This is a genomic window from Cysteiniphilum marinum (assembly GCF_014857925.1).
GTDB lineage: Bacteria > Pseudomonadota > Gammaproteobacteria > Francisellales > Francisellaceae > Caedibacter > Caedibacter marinus.
The window spans coordinates 59183-74262 of sequence record NZ_JACYVZ010000011.1; the positions used below are offsets into that span (position 1 = coordinate 59183).

Consider the following 15080-nt stretch of genomic DNA (forward strand, 5'->3'; position numbering starts at 1 on the left):
GATTTACGATAGGTATAAATTCCTCTACTATATGGCGATTGCAAATTCCCTTTTCTGCATTAATGACTCAATTTACTATACTGCTTGATGAGTACGGCTTTTTAAAAGACCACACACAGTGGTCTGCTGATATTGCTGATGCTTTTGCCAAAGAAGAAAATATTACGCTAACCAACGCACATTGGCAGGTTATTAATTTCTTGCGTGAATACTATGAGATACATACAACCGCACCGGCAATTCGTCTTTTGGTTAAATCACTTAAAGAGAAATATGGCCACGAGATTGGCAATAGCCTTTATCTGCAAACCTTATTTCCGATCTCACCTGCACGGCAAGCTGCCAAAATTGCAGGATTACCTAAACCTAAAAGATGCATTTAATGATGTTAACAGTAAAAATTAAAAAATTACTTCACAATGAAATTCTCATCAAATCTCTAGGGACAATGTTTGTACAAGGCTTAGGACAAATGACTGCCTTTGCCTCTGCCATTTTACTGGCACACTATCTAACTGTTTCTGAATATGGGCAATATATGTTTGGTGTGACCATTGCCACTATTTCTGCTGTAATTGCCACCTTAGGTGCTGATGGGATTTTAGCTCGTAGCTGGGGCTGGTCTAACAACAATGGGGTTACTCGTACAGAAGAAGTTTTCCAACTACACAACTGGTTTTGGCGCCGCGGGATAATTATTCTGATCTTTGCCTGTATTGGCTGTTTTAGCTATATCTATTTATTTGATCCCAATGCCAGTTTTATTGAGGTTTTTGCCTTCTTATTTGCATTGCCTTTTTTTATTGCTAACCTTTTGCAGTCTTTTTATGTTGCCAATAGAAAAGTGATTTATGCCAACTTGATCCAATTTATCATGCGCCTGATTATGCTAGTGATCATTGGCATCTATATTGTAATCGAAACTCATAATGCCCCCCTACTCGTGGGCTCAATGTTTGCTGCAATTACCCTATATATGCTTATATTATGGTTAAAAATCAGCGTTAAACACGGATTTAAAAGTCATAAACCACACGGCAGCAATCTCTCTTTTATGCTACTAAAATGGGGGAATTTATTACTAAGTCAAATCGACATTGTTTTACTGAAAATATTCTCTAGCAATGAAAGTATTGCTTATTACGCCGTGGCACTGCAATTAAGCGCCTTAGTTGTCTTTGTTTTAAATGCCGTTAGTGCCAATATTATGGCGCAAGTAGCCAATGACTATAAAATGCTGTCACGTGATGCCTTTCAGAGCAAAATCACTGAATATACACGTATTATCTGCGGGCTTTCAGCGCTTGGTATGGTGGTTCTGATTATTGCAGGTTATTGGATCACTATGCTTTATGGTCAGGCGTATACCCAAGCGTATTCATTGTTTTGTGTGTTAATGATTGGACAAGCAGTTAACGTGCTCTGTGGTAGTGTCTTTACTATCCTAAATATGGCAGGGTTTGAGAAAACAACATGTCGTGTCTTTTACATCGCACTTGTTATTAACATTGCCCTAGGCGTAGCACTTATTCCAAGTTTACATGCCTTTGGTGTCGCGATTGCCTCAGCAATTGCAATGATTTTCTGGAATCTGGTATTAACTTATTTGGTAATCAAAAAACTTGGTATTAACCCAACCATCTTTACATTTACCCATAAACAACGCTAGCACTACGCTACGATTATAAATACAAATGTGACTGTGCTTGCAATGAACAAAACTTGATATACTCTTTTTTGATTTTTTGCCAAGTTGATGCTTTTTGTTGTGTCTCTTTTGTTACGGTCATTTTCTGCTCCTATTACTTGAATTTCAAAATATTATTTCTAACGATCATCTGATCGAATTGGATGCATTATATTCAGATAAATGTAAAAAAACCGTTTCAAGCAAGTATTGCAATGTAAAAAAACTGTTACATATAGCCTACCCTTTTATGCTTTATAGTAATTGCCCTATTAACATCACTTAATACCTCAATTGTTATATCCAATTTTCTATGGCATATATCCAAACTCACCGAAAATTATAATCTATCATACGCCAAGCTATTAGGGAGATACAAAATCAGCTAGATTATTCTATGAATTTTTCAGAAATCATAGATACTATCAATGATAAAAAGCCTAACCAATAGAAGTAAGTATATGCTACTAAATACTTTCATTGTCATTATCAGTTTGATAGTGGTTATCTATAGTGCCGAGAGACTTGTGCATCGCACCGCTGAAATTGCAAGCTATTTCAATATATCACCATTGATTATTGGGATGGTTATCTTGGGCTTTGGCACATCAAGTCCTGAAATAGTGGTTGCCATTGTTGCTTCTTTAAATGATCAAAGTACATTAGCAATTGGTAATGCTATTGGCTCTAATGTTGCTAACATGGGCTTGATTCTTGGGTGTGTACTGTTAATCAGACCAATCAAAACACCTGAAGATAATACGTTTATAAAGGAATCTGCAATATTATTAATAATTACTATCTTTTTACTAGTAATTATCTATAACCTATATTTGTCAAGATTTGACGGCATTATGCTTTTGATTATCTTACTGTTGTTATTTGCTATAAAAATATTTAACACAAAACAACCATCTAATAGCACAGTAATCAAAGAGAAAAATCATTCCATTAAACCATTTAAATCAGGTTTATGGATTGTCTTTTATTTGCTATTACTTATTCTTGGATCAAAACTACTTGTTTTTGGGGCAACTCATTTAGGTCAGCTTTTGGGAATGTCAGATTTTGTTATTGGACTGATTATTATCGCAATTGGGACATCAATACCCGAATTAGCAGCCTCTGCTGCTGCAGTTCTTAAAAATCAAGGAGATCTAGCTATTGGCAATATCATTGGTTCTAATATATTTAACATACTTGCTGTAATTGGTATTGCAACACTTATTAGGCCCACTGCAGTAAGTAGCACGATCATTTATCGAGATATGTCTTATACGGCTTTATTGACTATTTTTCTAACCTACCTACTTCTTGTGAAAAAAGGCAGGGTTATAACACGACCTTATGGTGCCATGCTGATTATATCTTATATCCTTTATATCGGCACGATTGGCTTGCTGTAGCTATTTAATATTAAACAAAGGTGAAACAAATCCATCTGTCTTTATTTCTAACTTCACAGCAATTGCCCTGCTAGAATATACTCATCACAATAAATAGGAGAATTTCAATGCATCTACGCAATATTGGCATGGGTCTTATCTTAATGTGCACAGGAGGTATAACAATGGCAACTGATTATCAACATTTTAATGCAGATATAAAACAGCAAAAAATTAGCACGTTATCGACATTGCAATATCAAGTCACTCAAGAAGAAGCCACAGAAAAACCCTTTAACAACAGCTATTGGAATAATAAACGCGAAGGTATTTATGTTGATATAGTTTCTGGCGAGCCGCTGTTTAGCTCAACAGATAAATTTGAGTCAGGCACAGGTTGGCCAAGCTTTACAAAACCGATAGACACCAAATACATTCAGGAAAAAGAAGACCGTAAGTTCTTTTTTATCGTGCGCACAGAAGTTCGATCTTTGTTAGCTGACTCACATTTAGGGCATGTTTTTAATGATGGACCAAAACCCACAGGGCTTCGCTATTGTGTAAACTCAGCAGCGCTTAAGTTTATCCCAAAAGATGATATGACAAAGGAAGGCTATGGCGCCTACCTTTATTTATTCAACGATAACGAACCCTCGGAATAATCATGCGCATTATTTTTAAGAAAACCTTACTCATCGTTATTGTCATCATTTTATTTGCATTGGCATTACTTGGCGCGATTCTACCGATTATTCCCGGGTTTATATTCTTTTTCGCTGGGGTGATTGTGCTTTCGTGGCTTGTCCCACCCGTACGAAGATGGCTTCATAAGCTATTACATCGCTTTCCAAGATTAGAGAAACATGTGTTAAAAGCAGAAGATAAATTGAAGAAATGGTTTGGGCATTCTTAATACCTACCCTTTAAAATAATTACCCCTCAAACGCACCAAAAGACATTAGTTTGTCATAACGTTTTGCTAAACGATCCTCATTAGATAAAGCACTTAAATCACCTAACAAACGTTGCAACGTCATCTTGACTTCCTTTGCAGCTTCATTGATATTGCGATGCGCACCACCTAAAGGCTCTTTGATGACTTCATCAACAATATCATGTTCTTTCAAACGCTTAGCGGTAATACCCATAATCTCAGCAGCATCAGCGGCTTTTTCGGCTGTCTTCCATAAGATTGAAGCACACCCTTCTGGTGAAATTGTGGCAAAATAACTGTACTCAAGCATCACCAGCTTATCACCCACACCAATGCCCAATGCACCGCCTGAGCAACCTTCGCCAATAACAACACAAATCACAGGAACATTTAACTTAGACATCTCAAGCAAATTGCGCGCAATCGCCTCACTTTGTCCGCGTTCTTCGGCTTTAACACCTGGATAAGCACCTGGTGTATCAATAAACGTAATAACAGGCACATTAAATTTCTCAGCAAGCTTCATTAATCGCAATGCTTTGCGATACCCCTCAGGATGCATCATGCCAAAGTTATGGCGCAGTTTATCTTTTGTTTTGCGCCCCTTTTCCTGACCAATCACCATCACTGCTTGATCATCAAGCTTAGCTAAACCGCCAACAACCGCCTTATCATCAGCAAAAGCACGATCACCATGCAATTCTTGGAAGTCAGTAAAAATCTTATTAAGTAAATCTAAAAAATATGGGCGTTCAGGATGGCGTGCTAATTGAATTATCTGCCAATCGCTTAGTGAATTATAAATCTTCTTCATTAAATCGGTTGTTTTACCCTGTAACTTCTCGATTTCCTGTTGAACATCTTCACTATGCGCATTTGACTTAGCTAGCGCTTCAATCTTTGCTTCTAATTCGGCAATTGGTTTTTCAAATTCAAGAAATTGCATATTTTCCCTTACTTAGTCCACTTGACGCTTACAATACGTCTCTTTAATGAATAAAGCAAATATAATACTAATGATAAAGCCAATTAGCAAAATCCCCATGCCAAAATTAAGCCCAGGTGCTGCCATATCATCCAAACCTTTGCTGTGATTAAACCATGTTGTCATCACGCCAAATAGTGGCATAGCGATCACACCACCCCATAATAATGAATTCATAGACACAATGCTTGTTGCAATTGCATTATTTTTCATTGGATTAGTTTCACCCACGAATGGATAAGCAACGGTTTGCGCACTGGTGACAAATCCTAATAAGAAAAATAATACTGATAATTGTGCAACACTCACCGTGCAAAACATAATAATGGCAATAATGATAACCGATGTAATACCGCCTAGAATTAAAGGTTGTTTGCGACGACGCATACGCTCAGTCAGCCACCCCCAAAACGGATAAGCAAATATCATACCTAAAAAGATATACCCCGTAATCGAACGTGCTTCTAACATACTCACATCATGGGTTTTCATCAAATATTCATTTGACCACATCCCACCTAACATCCATGTGCCAATATTAATCAAACCAACATAAATACCAGCACACCAGTTTTGTGGCTTGGATAAAACTAACTTTAACGTTGCTAAGATAGACTCCGATCTTAAGGCTTTGGTCTGCATCGTACGCGCTTCTGTTAAAGCCTTTGGTGCATTACGCACAACAATAAAAATAAGTGCTGCCAAAACCAAACCAAACAAGCTAATGACATGTAATGTATGCTCTAAGCCAAATGCATCAAGTAAATAACCAACGGGCGCTTGTGCTGCATAGCCACCCAACATACCAATGGCAATAATAATACCAATAACAAAACCTAAGCGGTTTGCTGGGAACCAATTTGTTGCAATGCGGATACAACCAACAAGACTAAAGCTTGCACCCATCCCCATAAGTAAGCGAGAAACGCCCATCACATAAACACTTGTTGTCAACGTCATTGCAAAAATACTTAGTGCACAGACTAATAAAGCTATTGATATGGCCAAGCGTGGTGAGAACCTATCTAGAATATACGCCGCAGGAATCAAGCACGCAATATTCGTATAAAAGTATAAGCTGGCAATGAAACTCACACTTACTGGGGTTAAATCTGGATAAGCCTTTAAAATGGCAGGTGTTAATGTATTAAAAGCATTACCTAAGCCAAATTCAAAGAAAAAGAAAAATGAAATTAAAATTACGACTACCCAAGATTTTGCCAATGGCATTTGGGCTAGTTTTTCCTGATACGAGGAGGAAGTCATAACACTCCGAATTGCGAACTGTATTTTCAAGGGCGACAAATATAACAAAAAAATAATTTTTTTACAGTAAAATTTTAATTACAGACATCAATGAAGTATTAACCACTTTACATCACTGATCTTTTGATCTAAATTATATAAAATATTTTTTATATAAAAAATTGTGGATTTGTAATGAGTGATATTGATGAACTTATATTGACAAGAATTGCTGATGTGTGCCAGATCATGGGTGATGCTAATCGTATGCGTATTTTATTCTTATGTGCTAAAGAAGCAACACCGGTTAATCACTTTGTCGAAAAGCTTGACATGTCTCAGCCTCTGGTTAGTCATCATTTGAAATTGATGAAACAACAGCGTTTGATTAAAGGTGAACGTCAAGGAAAACAAGTGATCTATTCCTTATACGATGAGCATGTGCATTGTATTTTACAAGACATGTATAAACACTGGTCAGATGAAACCCATTAATTGAATAAAGGGGAAACAAAATGTTTGAATATAAAATTTATGGCATGGACTGTTTGGATGAAGTCTCTGTGGTGAAACGAGAGCTTCTGCCTTATGTCAAAGATGAGAACCTTTTACAGTTCAATCTGTTGAAAGGCAAGCTCATGATCCACAGTCAAACACAGCAATTTACACAAGCTGAAATTGAGAAAAGACTCAAAGCAACAGGCTACCAATTTATCAGTTGGCAACAATATGAAATCAAACGACAAAGCAATAGCGAAAGCTTTTGGCAAAAGCATATACGCAGCCTATTAACACTGATTTGCGCATTGTTTTTAATCATAGGTTTTGCCATCCATGGCAGTTATCATGGTTTTTTAGATGCCCTTATTGGTGAGCATGGTATGGCAACTGCCCAACCTGTTAGCTCGATTGTTTTTTATGTTTTGGCATTAATCATTGGTGGCTTTTTTATTTACCCTAAAGCATGGGCAGCATTAAAGCGCATGCGTCCTGATATTAACCTTTTGATGAGCATTGCTGTGATTGGTGCGATATGTTTAGGTCAATGGCTAGAAGCTGGTATGATTGTCTTTTTATTCTCGATCGCTTCATTGTTGGAATCATGGAGTGTTGGCAAAGCGAGAAAAGCGATTCAATCACTATTAGAAATAGCACCCGATACGGCTAATGTTTATTGTTCACATCATAAAGATATCGATGTTAAGAAAGTTGAAGAGGTTAATATCAACGCCACCATCGTTATTAAACCCGGTGAACGTATCCCTTTAGATGGTGTTGTTAAAGAAGGTGAAAGCTTTATTAATCAGGCTCCTATTACCGGTGAGTCATTACCTGTTGAAAAAAAGCAAGGTGATCCTGTATTTGCCGGCAGTTTAAATGAAGATGGTCTTTTATATATCAAAGTGACAAAACTTGCCACGGAATCAACATTGTCAAACATTATCCGTCAAGTGGAACTAGCGCAAGCGAATAAGGCAAAGTCCGAGATGTGGGTTGAGCAATTTGCCAAATACTACACGCCTTTGATGATGATCTTTGCCCTATTAGTCGCGATTATCCCGCCGTTATTATTTGGTGGCAGTTGGTACAACTGGATTTATGAGGCTCTGGTTATTCTTGTTATTGCCTGCCCTTGCGCTTTAGTTATCTCAACCCCTGTGAGCATTGTCTCAGGCTTAAGTGCTGCGGCTAATCATGGTATTTTAATCAAAGGTGGTAGCTTTCTTGAGTTACCGGCAAAGCTTAAAGCGATTGCTTTTGACAAAACGGGAACAATTACCCAAGGCAAACCCGTCATTCAGTCAATTATTAATATCTCAAAAGAGTATAGTGATCACGAGTTACTACAACTTGCTGCAGCATTAGAAGAAGGTAATAACCATCCCTTGGCACACGCTATTTTTGATAAAATGGCTGCACTCAAATTAGCAAAAACTTTTAAGGCTTCTAATGTTCAAGTGATTAAAGGCAAAGCGATCACAGGACAAATTAATGAGCACAATTACTGGATAGGCAGTCATAAATATCTACATGAGAAAACCGAAATTACAGAAAATTTAAATGCCTTTCATGATCAAATTCTCGCATTAGAAAAAACAGGACATTCACTATTAATCTTTGCTAATAGCAATCATATCCTTGGCTTATTTGCCGTTGCTGACAGCATCAAAGACAATGCCAAAGAAACCTTAACTAGGCTCAATGCCCTTGGTATTAAAACCGCGCTATTAACCGGTGATAATAAAGGAGCCGCACAGTTTATTGCGCAACAAGCTGGACTTGATGAAGTTTACTCTGAACTTTTACCTGAAGATAAAGTAGCAAGAATTAAAACGTTACAAGCACAATATCAAACAGTTGCAATGGTTGGCGATGGGATTAATGATGCCCCTGCTTTGGCAACGGCTGACTTAAGTCTTGCTATGGGTGATGCCGGTAGTGATGTTGCGATTGAAACAGCTGATATTGCATTGATGTCCGATGATTTAGCTAAATTGCCATGGTTAATTAAACATGCCAAACGTGTTAAAACGATTATTCAGCAAAACATCACCTTTGCTTTAGGGCTTAAAGTAGTCTTCATGGCATTGGCCTTACTTGAACTTGCCAATATCTGGATGGCCATTGGTGCTGATATGGGAGCCTCCTTACTTGTAGTATTTAATAGTTTGCGCTTATTAAAAAGCAAGAATCAGGATTGATTTTGTAACAAAACTGAAACGTCGGTTTCTTGTGACTTTATTGGCTTTTTATGTACAACTATATTGCTTTATTTACACCTCTGATGGAGAGCTTACTTTATGATATTTAACCTACGCAAAGCATCTATCGCGACCGGATTACTAGCAACAGCCGTTTTAGTCAATGCCACATTTGCTCATTCCACTAATATTAATATCAACAGCATTCAAACCATTATTAAATCTGAAAACACTCAAGTTTTTGACACGATTATCCAATTTAAAGCATCTACAGATTTAGTGAATTGGTCAATTGGATTTTATATGCCGCGCACGTTTAATGCATTAACTGTTGCTGCAACGGGTACGGATATTAACCCTAACCTCAACATGGAAATTTGCGATGATCAAACAGATACTTGCAGTAAACTAGTTTATGTAAAAGAGAACAGCAAACAAGAAGTTTATGCCGATGGCTATACCAATGTATTAGCACCTGAATCAGTCTTTCCATTAAAGGCTCACCATAGCTACACCATTCAATTGATTAATAATAACCAATGGGCACCGGCTAATATTAACTCGATGCCACAATCATTCTTTGTGACAGACCAAGACAATAACCTTATCACGCCAATTAATGTATCACTCTCTGCTTATAACGCTCACAATGGCTTTAGTCACATTGGTGGCTATGATGCTAATAAAACACACCAGCTCATTGAGCAACACATTACACAGAATTGGCAAAATTCCGCAGCCAATAACGACACCATCAATAAGCTTGGCTTAATTCCATCGCCTAAAAGCATATTAGACTTTAATGCCAAACAGGCCATCAATTTGCAAAAAGTAACATTTGATTATACGAGTGACTTTGATAGCCCGTTTGATCAAAACTATGTAAACAAAATACTTGGCATTAAATTTAATCAGGCAATGAAAAATAGTTATTCGTTTGCTATTAAACAAGAGCCATTAAGTAAACTCAATCATAACCCAGAAGCCTATACATTACGCATTAAGGCTCATACAATTACCATTAGTGCAGCAACTGAAGCTGGTGTATTTTATGCACTTGAATCGTTGCGTCAATTGGCATTTTTACATAAAAATAAACTCCCAAGTGTATATATCAAAGATCAGCCACAATTTAAATATCGTGGTTTATTAATCGATGTTTCAAGGCATTATTTTACAATCGATGAGTTAAAGACAATGATTGATACAATGGCTGCTTTGAAGCTTAATAGTTTGCATCTACATTTTGCAGATGATGAAGCGTGGCGCCTTGAGCTACCATCTATCACAGGTGATATTATTAAAAAGGCAGCTTTTCGTGGTTATGTCAAAAACAGCACAAACCCTGCATCAATGATGTTGCAAGCCAATCAAGATCTAACCAATTATAAGGACTTTGACCCTAGTAAAAAAATACTGATCAAAGATTTCCCTAACGCAATAACCAATTATGGTCTGTATTACTCAATGGCTGATATACGAGGCTTAATCCAATATGCCAATGATCGTCAAATAACCATTATTCCTGAGGTTGACCTACCAGGACATGCCCGAGCATTAGTGCATGCAATGCCCGATATTTTTATTAACCCTTTAGATCATAGCGACTACATTAGTGTTCAAGGGTATTATAATGATGTGATCCCTGTATGTTTATATAATCAAAAATCAGCACAAGCCAAACAATTTACAGCCAAGATCAATCAAATCATTCATGATATTGGCGCCCTTTTTGCAGGGCAAACAACGGTTTATGCTGAAAATGAAGTTAGTGTTGGTGGAGATGAAGTCTCTAAAGATGCATGGTCAAATGACAGTAGCTGCCAAGGTAATCTCACAGCTTTAGATCGCTCTCAGCAATTCTTCAAAGAACTACAAACTGCAAACCCTGAGATTAAACTCTCGGGTTGGCAGCAATTCGTGCAAACCGATCATGGCGATATTGGAAAGTATTCAATGGCTGCCGATAAGACAGCACACACATGGGTTTGGGATCCTTCCAACCCTGGTATCGAGCATGCCAGAATACTAGCATCACATGGCTACCCAACAGTATTAGCCTACTCAGATCACTTATATTTTGATTTGACCTATACCCCAGATGCGTGGGAGTCTGGTTTATATTGGGCAGGCAGTTTTCTAGATACGCAAGCAGCTTTAACTAGTGCGATAACAGCATTGCAGAGCATTAGTGCTCTTAATGCGAGTGATCGCAGTAATATTCTTGGTTTAGAAGGCACGTTATGGACAGAAAACACAACCAATGCACGTCACTTACAATATAAGACATTCCCTAAAATCACAGGGCTTGCTGAAGCCAGTTGGAGTCCTTTTTTAACGACAACAAGTTTATTAGAAAAGCCTAACTGGCAAAGTCTTGCGACACGTTTAGGAATGAATGATCAAAGTGGCGTTCTTGGCTATCTAAACAATGAGTTTGGTGTTGTTTATCGCGGAATGCCATATGGTATTAGCAAAGAAGTGCCTGTTAAATAGTTATATACCCATCAAAAAATATGTTACACTTTGACTCCGTTAATGCCATTAAATCAATAATGGCATAGATCTAAAATGGAGCATCTTATGGAAAACTTTATTTATTATAACCCAACACGCATTTACTTTGGTCAAGGACAAATCACGCAATTAAGTCATGCAATTGCCAAAGATCAAAAAGTACTATTAATTTACGGTGGTGGCAGCATTAAACAAAATGGCGTTTATGACCAAGTAAAAACAGCATTAACTGACCATCAAGTGACTGAATTCTCAGGCATTAAACCAAACCCTGAATATGAAACCTGCCTTAAAGCAGTTGAGCTCATCAAACAAAATAATATTGATTTTGTATTAGCTGTTGGTGGAGGTTCGGTTATTGATGCCACTAAATTTATCGTTGCAGCCGCTAAGTTCAAAGGTGATGCATGGGATATTTTAGCCAAACATGCTGATATTACTGATGCTGTACCTTTTGGCTGTGTGTTAACACTGCCTGCAACAGGCTCTGAAATGAACTCAGGATCAGTTATCTCGCGCCGTGCGTTGAATAAAAAGCTTGCCTTTATGCATGAGAAAGTATTCCCTGTTTTTTCAATTCTTGATCCCAAGACAACCTACACCCTACCGGCAAGACAAGTTGCCAACGGTGTGGTTGATGCCTTTGTCCATGTAATGGAGCAATATTTAACTTATCCGCAAAATGCCCAATTACAAGATCGTTTTGCTGAAGGCATTCTCAGCACGTTAATTGAAGAAGGTGAAAAAGTACTAACTCAACCTAATGACTATGATGTGCGTGCTAACATTATGTGGGCAGCTACTTTAGCACTGAACACCCTTATCGCTCAAGGTGTCAAAACCGATTGGGCAACACATATGATTGGGCATGAACTAACTGCCTTTTACGGCTTGGATCACGCGCAAACCCTTGCAATCATTCTGCCAAGCATTATGGAATACAAAAAGAATAAAAAACAAGCCAAATTAATTCAATACGCTGAACGCGTCTGGCAGGTTGATAAAGCACTTGATGCTGAAACAAAAGTACAAATCGCTATTGAGAAAACACGCGCCTTTTTTGAGAAAATGGGTAACCCAACCAAAATTAGCGCCTATCAGCTAACGCAAGATAAATTTGACGACATTATTAATAACCTCAAAGATAATGGTCTTACAGCACTGGGAGAGCATGCGGATATCACCCCTGAGGATAGTTTAAAAATCTTGCAAATGAGTTACTAAGCGATCTTTATCAAACGATATTATGCGCCAATTTAGTTTGTTCAAGATCATAAACTGTGTTCATATTATGTATTAACCCAGATTTAACCGAACATATCACCACTTCATCTACACTGTATCCATTCTGAGTATGATAGCGTAAAGCAAGTGTAAAATATGCCTTATCCTCGCTAAAGCAGCAAATAACAGGATCAAAATTGCTAATATTGGACAGGCTTTTTTTAATATATTCTGCAGGATCAAGAAATTTAGATAAAAACTCCGCCTTATCGGCTTGCTTCCAAAATGGTGATGAAAACATAAAATCATCTGCTAAAATATCTGGATTTAGTTTACCTTTTGTCAACCATTCTTCTATTAATTGGCTTAACTCTAAGATTGTATATTTCATAATTATACCTCGCTGAATTTGTTTATTTATAATTTAGATAGATAAGAATCATTCGCTCTTCTCTAAAAATTATATTAACGATTAGTTATAACTAAAAATAGTCTCATATATGAGAGTTATGCAATTAAGTTCAAGCTAATAGCAATATAAACGGCATGAGTAATATTAGATGCATTAAGCTTAATAATTAAGTTTCGTCTATAGGTATCTATGGTATTTTTTGATAAATTTAATATGTTGGAAATTTCATCTGAAGTTTTTCCTTTTGCACTCCAGTATAAAACCAATATTTCAGAATTAGATAATCTCTCAACAATTGGTGCTTTAGATCTCTTCTTTAATATATGATGTCTATATTTAGAGTCATTAACAAATCGAGTCGTTTTAAGCTCAGGCAAGTAATCTAGATACACATCAAGCATATTATCTATAAATTTAATACTAAACTCTTCAATTCTTAAAAGGCTATTCTCATAGTAAAGCTCAACTTTTTCTATCCTAATATTTGTGTTAACACTCACAACAATATAACAATCATCGCATGCACGAACATAGCAATAGCAACGATATAATTGATGTTTGACTAAAATTTGATTAATAGAACTTTGAACAAAATCAGCATCTATAAATTCGTTAGGAAATATTACTTGATGATCTTTTATAAATGTGGGAGCAAGCAATAAATCGCCCCTATACAATCCATTGATGAATGTGCTAAGTGAAATCTCAGGTCTGTTAGATAGCCATATACTCCTTCCTGATTTTAAGACTATTGCAATTGCGAGTCCACCAAAATTCTCTAATGAAGGCAAGTTAGACATTAAAGATTTAATTCTATCTCTATATTTAACTGATGGAATTTGGTTTACTTTCATTAATAAACTTATTTATCACCCTATGCTTTATATCATAACTTTTGTTTGATTATTATCAACTTATATATTTACAACAGCTCTGAGCCGGATATAATCCAACCATTAATACTACACTTATTTATCAAAAAATAAAAAAATGAAAAGGTCTAAACGAATCAATACAGCTTTATCTATACTCGTTGCAACAACAGCCGTGGCAATAAGCGCTTGCTCATCAAATACTGGATTAGGCAATTACAATATTAATCAAGCTATGAGCTCAATGCCTACAAAGGTCAAAACACAAACGACAGACTTTAAATTTTATTTTGGTAAAAACTCAGCTCCTGCAGGTGCTAAAGACTTAGGTGAGATTACAACAAGCCGCCGTGCTAATGCTTTTGCCAAAGACCCTGTCGCCTCTTGTAACTGGGTATTCTACTCAGCCCTTCTAAGCTTAGAAAGCCAAGCCAAAGAAATGGGTGGTAATGGTGTTGCTAATATTCAATCAAATTGGAAAAATAACACGACATCAAGCACAGATACTTATGTGTGTGAAAATGGCTTATGGATGTCAGGTGTCGCATTGAAAGCCAATGTAATAGCTTCCAAAACTTAACATTGTTAGATTAATACCATTTCTTTATCTATACTGCAAATATTAGTCAGCAATGAGATTAAGGATCAATCAATGAACAAATCAAACAAACCAGTTAGAGCTCGTCGTTATTATGAGTTCATCATTGCAATATTATTAATCTTAATTTTATCAAGTTGTGCAAAGCTGATCTCCTACCCTAATAAGTCTATTGAGAATAGATCCAAGGCTCAATCGATAATTGAACAAGCTATTATGGAGCAACCCGAAAAATTTAAACCTGCCGCAGTCTATTTTAACGATGATTACATATTACTATCTTATGGTTTAGCGACCACCTCCAGTGGAAGAGGTTATAGCTCCGCAACCCCAATATTAAACTCCACTACTGTTATAGCTGGAGGAAACAGCTCATCATCTTCTCTGACATATATTGAACGACAATTATCTTTGCCGGTCGGCGACATTTATCTTTGCCGGTTTTGAGTAAATGAAATATGGTAACCAGCATAGTTAAATATCATTCACAAGATAACAAAAATTATGTCAGGCAAACAT

Annotated in this window: 15 protein-coding genes; 11 read left to right on the top strand and 4 right to left on the bottom strand. The window is 36.8% G+C overall.

The features are described from left to right. The first annotated feature begins 62 nt into the window (after positions 1 to 62). From IE867_RS07220 to IE867_RS07240, 5 genes are all read left to right on the top strand, one after another. Positions 63 to 383, top strand: a complete 321-nt coding sequence (locus tag IE867_RS07220; RefSeq protein ID WP_192484098.1) for a TusE/DsrC/DsvC family sulfur relay protein — start codon at positions 63 to 65, stop codon at positions 381 to 383. Then, the gene (locus tag IE867_RS07225) at positions 383 to 1669 is read left to right on the top strand and encodes an MATE family efflux transporter (RefSeq protein ID WP_225629989.1); all 1287 of its coding nucleotides are present in this window, start codon (positions 383 to 385) and stop codon (positions 1667 to 1669) included. Before IE867_RS07220 ends, IE867_RS07225 begins: the two co-directional genes overlap by 1 nt. A 446-nt stretch (positions 1670 to 2115) precedes the next feature. Then, positions 2116 to 3093 carry a calcium/sodium antiporter gene (locus tag IE867_RS07230; RefSeq protein ID WP_192484099.1) on the top strand — a complete coding sequence of 326 codons (978 nt, stop codon included), beginning with the start codon at positions 2116 to 2118 and terminating at the stop codon, positions 3091 to 3093. A gap of 107 nt (positions 3094 to 3200) precedes the next feature. After that, on the top strand, positions 3201 to 3734 hold the full coding sequence (gene msrB, locus IE867_RS07235; protein WP_404826257.1) for a peptide-methionine (R)-S-oxide reductase MsrB: 534 nt from the start codon (positions 3201 to 3203) through the stop codon (positions 3732 to 3734). 2 nt (positions 3735 to 3736) lie between these two features. Continuing rightward, complete coding sequence (locus tag IE867_RS07240) at positions 3737 to 3985, top strand: hypothetical protein (RefSeq protein WP_192484100.1); 249 nt, start codon at positions 3737 to 3739, stop codon at positions 3983 to 3985. Between the two features lie 19 nt (positions 3986 to 4004). On the opposite strand, the gene IE867_RS07245 is transcribed toward IE867_RS07240, so the two are convergent. Continuing rightward, the gene (locus IE867_RS07245; protein ID WP_192484101.1) at positions 4005 to 4952 is read right to left on the bottom strand and encodes an acetyl-CoA carboxylase carboxyltransferase subunit alpha; all 948 of its coding nucleotides are present in this window, start codon (positions 4950 to 4952) and stop codon (positions 4005 to 4007) included. A 12-nt stretch (positions 4953 to 4964) separates the two neighbouring features. Beyond that, a complete protein-coding gene (locus IE867_RS07250; RefSeq protein ID WP_192484102.1) occupies positions 4965 to 6257 on the bottom strand; it encodes an MFS transporter in 1293 nt (430 codons plus the stop codon). A 174-nt stretch (positions 6258 to 6431) separates the two neighbouring features. Here IE867_RS07250 and IE867_RS07255 point away from each other — a divergent pair, with 174 nt between their 5' ends. From IE867_RS07255 to IE867_RS07270, 4 genes are all read left to right on the top strand, one after another. After that, entirely contained in the window at positions 6432 to 6731 is a 300-nt protein-coding gene (locus IE867_RS07255; RefSeq protein WP_192484103.1) for an ArsR/SmtB family transcription factor, read from the top strand. A gap of 20 nt (positions 6732 to 6751) precedes the next feature. Next, a complete protein-coding gene (locus tag IE867_RS07260; protein WP_192484104.1) occupies positions 6752 to 8938 on the top strand; it encodes a heavy metal translocating P-type ATPase in 2187 nt (728 codons plus the stop codon). A 99-nt stretch (positions 8939 to 9037) separates the two neighbouring features. Beyond that, on the top strand, positions 9038 to 11434 hold the full coding sequence (locus IE867_RS07265; RefSeq protein ID WP_192484105.1) for a family 20 glycosylhydrolase: 2397 nt from the start codon (positions 9038 to 9040) through the stop codon (positions 11432 to 11434). 87 nt (positions 11435 to 11521) lie between these two features. Then, on the top strand, positions 11522 to 12679 hold the full coding sequence (locus tag IE867_RS07270; RefSeq protein ID WP_192484106.1) for an iron-containing alcohol dehydrogenase: 1158 nt from the start codon (positions 11522 to 11524) through the stop codon (positions 12677 to 12679). 10 nt (positions 12680 to 12689) lie between these two features. Here IE867_RS07270 and IE867_RS07275 read toward each other — a convergent pair whose 3' ends face one another. Together IE867_RS07275 and IE867_RS07280 are read right to left on the bottom strand one after the other, a co-directional pair. Beyond that, on the bottom strand, positions 12690 to 13070 hold the full coding sequence (locus IE867_RS07275) for a hypothetical protein (protein WP_192484107.1): 381 nt from the start codon (positions 13068 to 13070) through the stop codon (positions 12690 to 12692). 116 nt (positions 13071 to 13186) lie between these two features. After that, positions 13187 to 13945, bottom strand: a complete 759-nt coding sequence (locus IE867_RS07280) for a helix-turn-helix transcriptional regulator (protein WP_192484108.1) — start codon at positions 13943 to 13945, stop codon at positions 13187 to 13189. A gap of 136 nt (positions 13946 to 14081) precedes the next feature. Here IE867_RS07280 and IE867_RS07285 point away from each other — a divergent pair, with 136 nt between their 5' ends. Beyond that, on the top strand, positions 14082 to 14543 hold the full coding sequence (locus IE867_RS07285; protein ID WP_192484109.1) for an excinuclease: 462 nt from the start codon (positions 14082 to 14084) through the stop codon (positions 14541 to 14543). Positions 14544 to 14615: 72 nt separating this feature from the next. Next, positions 14616 to 15008 (top strand): hypothetical protein, encoded by a 393-nt coding sequence (locus IE867_RS07290; RefSeq protein WP_192484110.1) that lies wholly within the window; start codon positions 14616 to 14618, stop codon positions 15006 to 15008. Positions 15009 to 15080: the final 72 nt, after the last annotated feature.

Bases quoted from the DNA above. Each gene is read 5' to 3' on its own strand.
- IE867_RS07290 (WP_192484110.1), top strand. From the start codon at position 14,616: ATGAACAAATCAAACAAACCAGTTAGAGCTCGTCGTTATTATGAGTTC.
- msrB (WP_404826257.1), top strand. From the start codon at position 3,201: ATGCATCTACGCAATATTGGCATGGGTCTTATCTTAATGTGCACAGGA.
- IE867_RS07220 (WP_192484098.1), top strand. From the start codon at position 63: ATGACTCAATTTACTATACTGCTTGATGAGTACGGCTTTTTAAAAGAC.
- IE867_RS07285 (WP_192484109.1), top strand. From the start codon at position 14,082: ATGAAAAGGTCTAAACGAATCAATACAGCTTTATCTATACTCGTTGCA.
- IE867_RS07265 (WP_192484105.1), top strand. From the start codon at position 9,038: ATGATATTTAACCTACGCAAAGCATCTATCGCGACCGGATTACTAGCA.
- IE867_RS07280 (WP_192484108.1), bottom strand. From the start codon at position 13,945: ATGAAAGTAAACCAAATTCCATCAGTTAAATATAGAGATAGAATTAAA.
- IE867_RS07260 (WP_192484104.1), top strand. From the start codon at position 6,752: ATGTTTGAATATAAAATTTATGGCATGGACTGTTTGGATGAAGTCTCT.
- IE867_RS07230 (WP_192484099.1), top strand. From the start codon at position 2,116: ATGATAAAAAGCCTAACCAATAGAAGTAAGTATATGCTACTAAATACT.
- IE867_RS07255 (WP_192484103.1), top strand. From the start codon at position 6,432: ATGAGTGATATTGATGAACTTATATTGACAAGAATTGCTGATGTGTGC.
- IE867_RS07275 (WP_192484107.1), bottom strand. From the start codon at position 13,070: ATGAAATATACAATCTTAGAGTTAAGCCAATTAATAGAAGAATGGTTG.
- IE867_RS07250 (WP_192484102.1), bottom strand. From the start codon at position 6,257: ATGACTTCCTCCTCGTATCAGGAAAAACTAGCCCAAATGCCATTGGCA.
- IE867_RS07245 (WP_192484101.1), bottom strand. From the start codon at position 4,952: ATGCAATTTCTTGAATTTGAAAAACCAATTGCCGAATTAGAAGCAAAG.
- IE867_RS07240 (WP_192484100.1), top strand. From the start codon at position 3,737: ATGCGCATTATTTTTAAGAAAACCTTACTCATCGTTATTGTCATCATT.
- IE867_RS07225 (WP_225629989.1), top strand. From the start codon at position 383: ATGATGTTAACAGTAAAAATTAAAAAATTACTTCACAATGAAATTCTC.
- IE867_RS07270 (WP_192484106.1), top strand. From the start codon at position 11,522: ATGGAAAACTTTATTTATTATAACCCAACACGCATTTACTTTGGTCAA.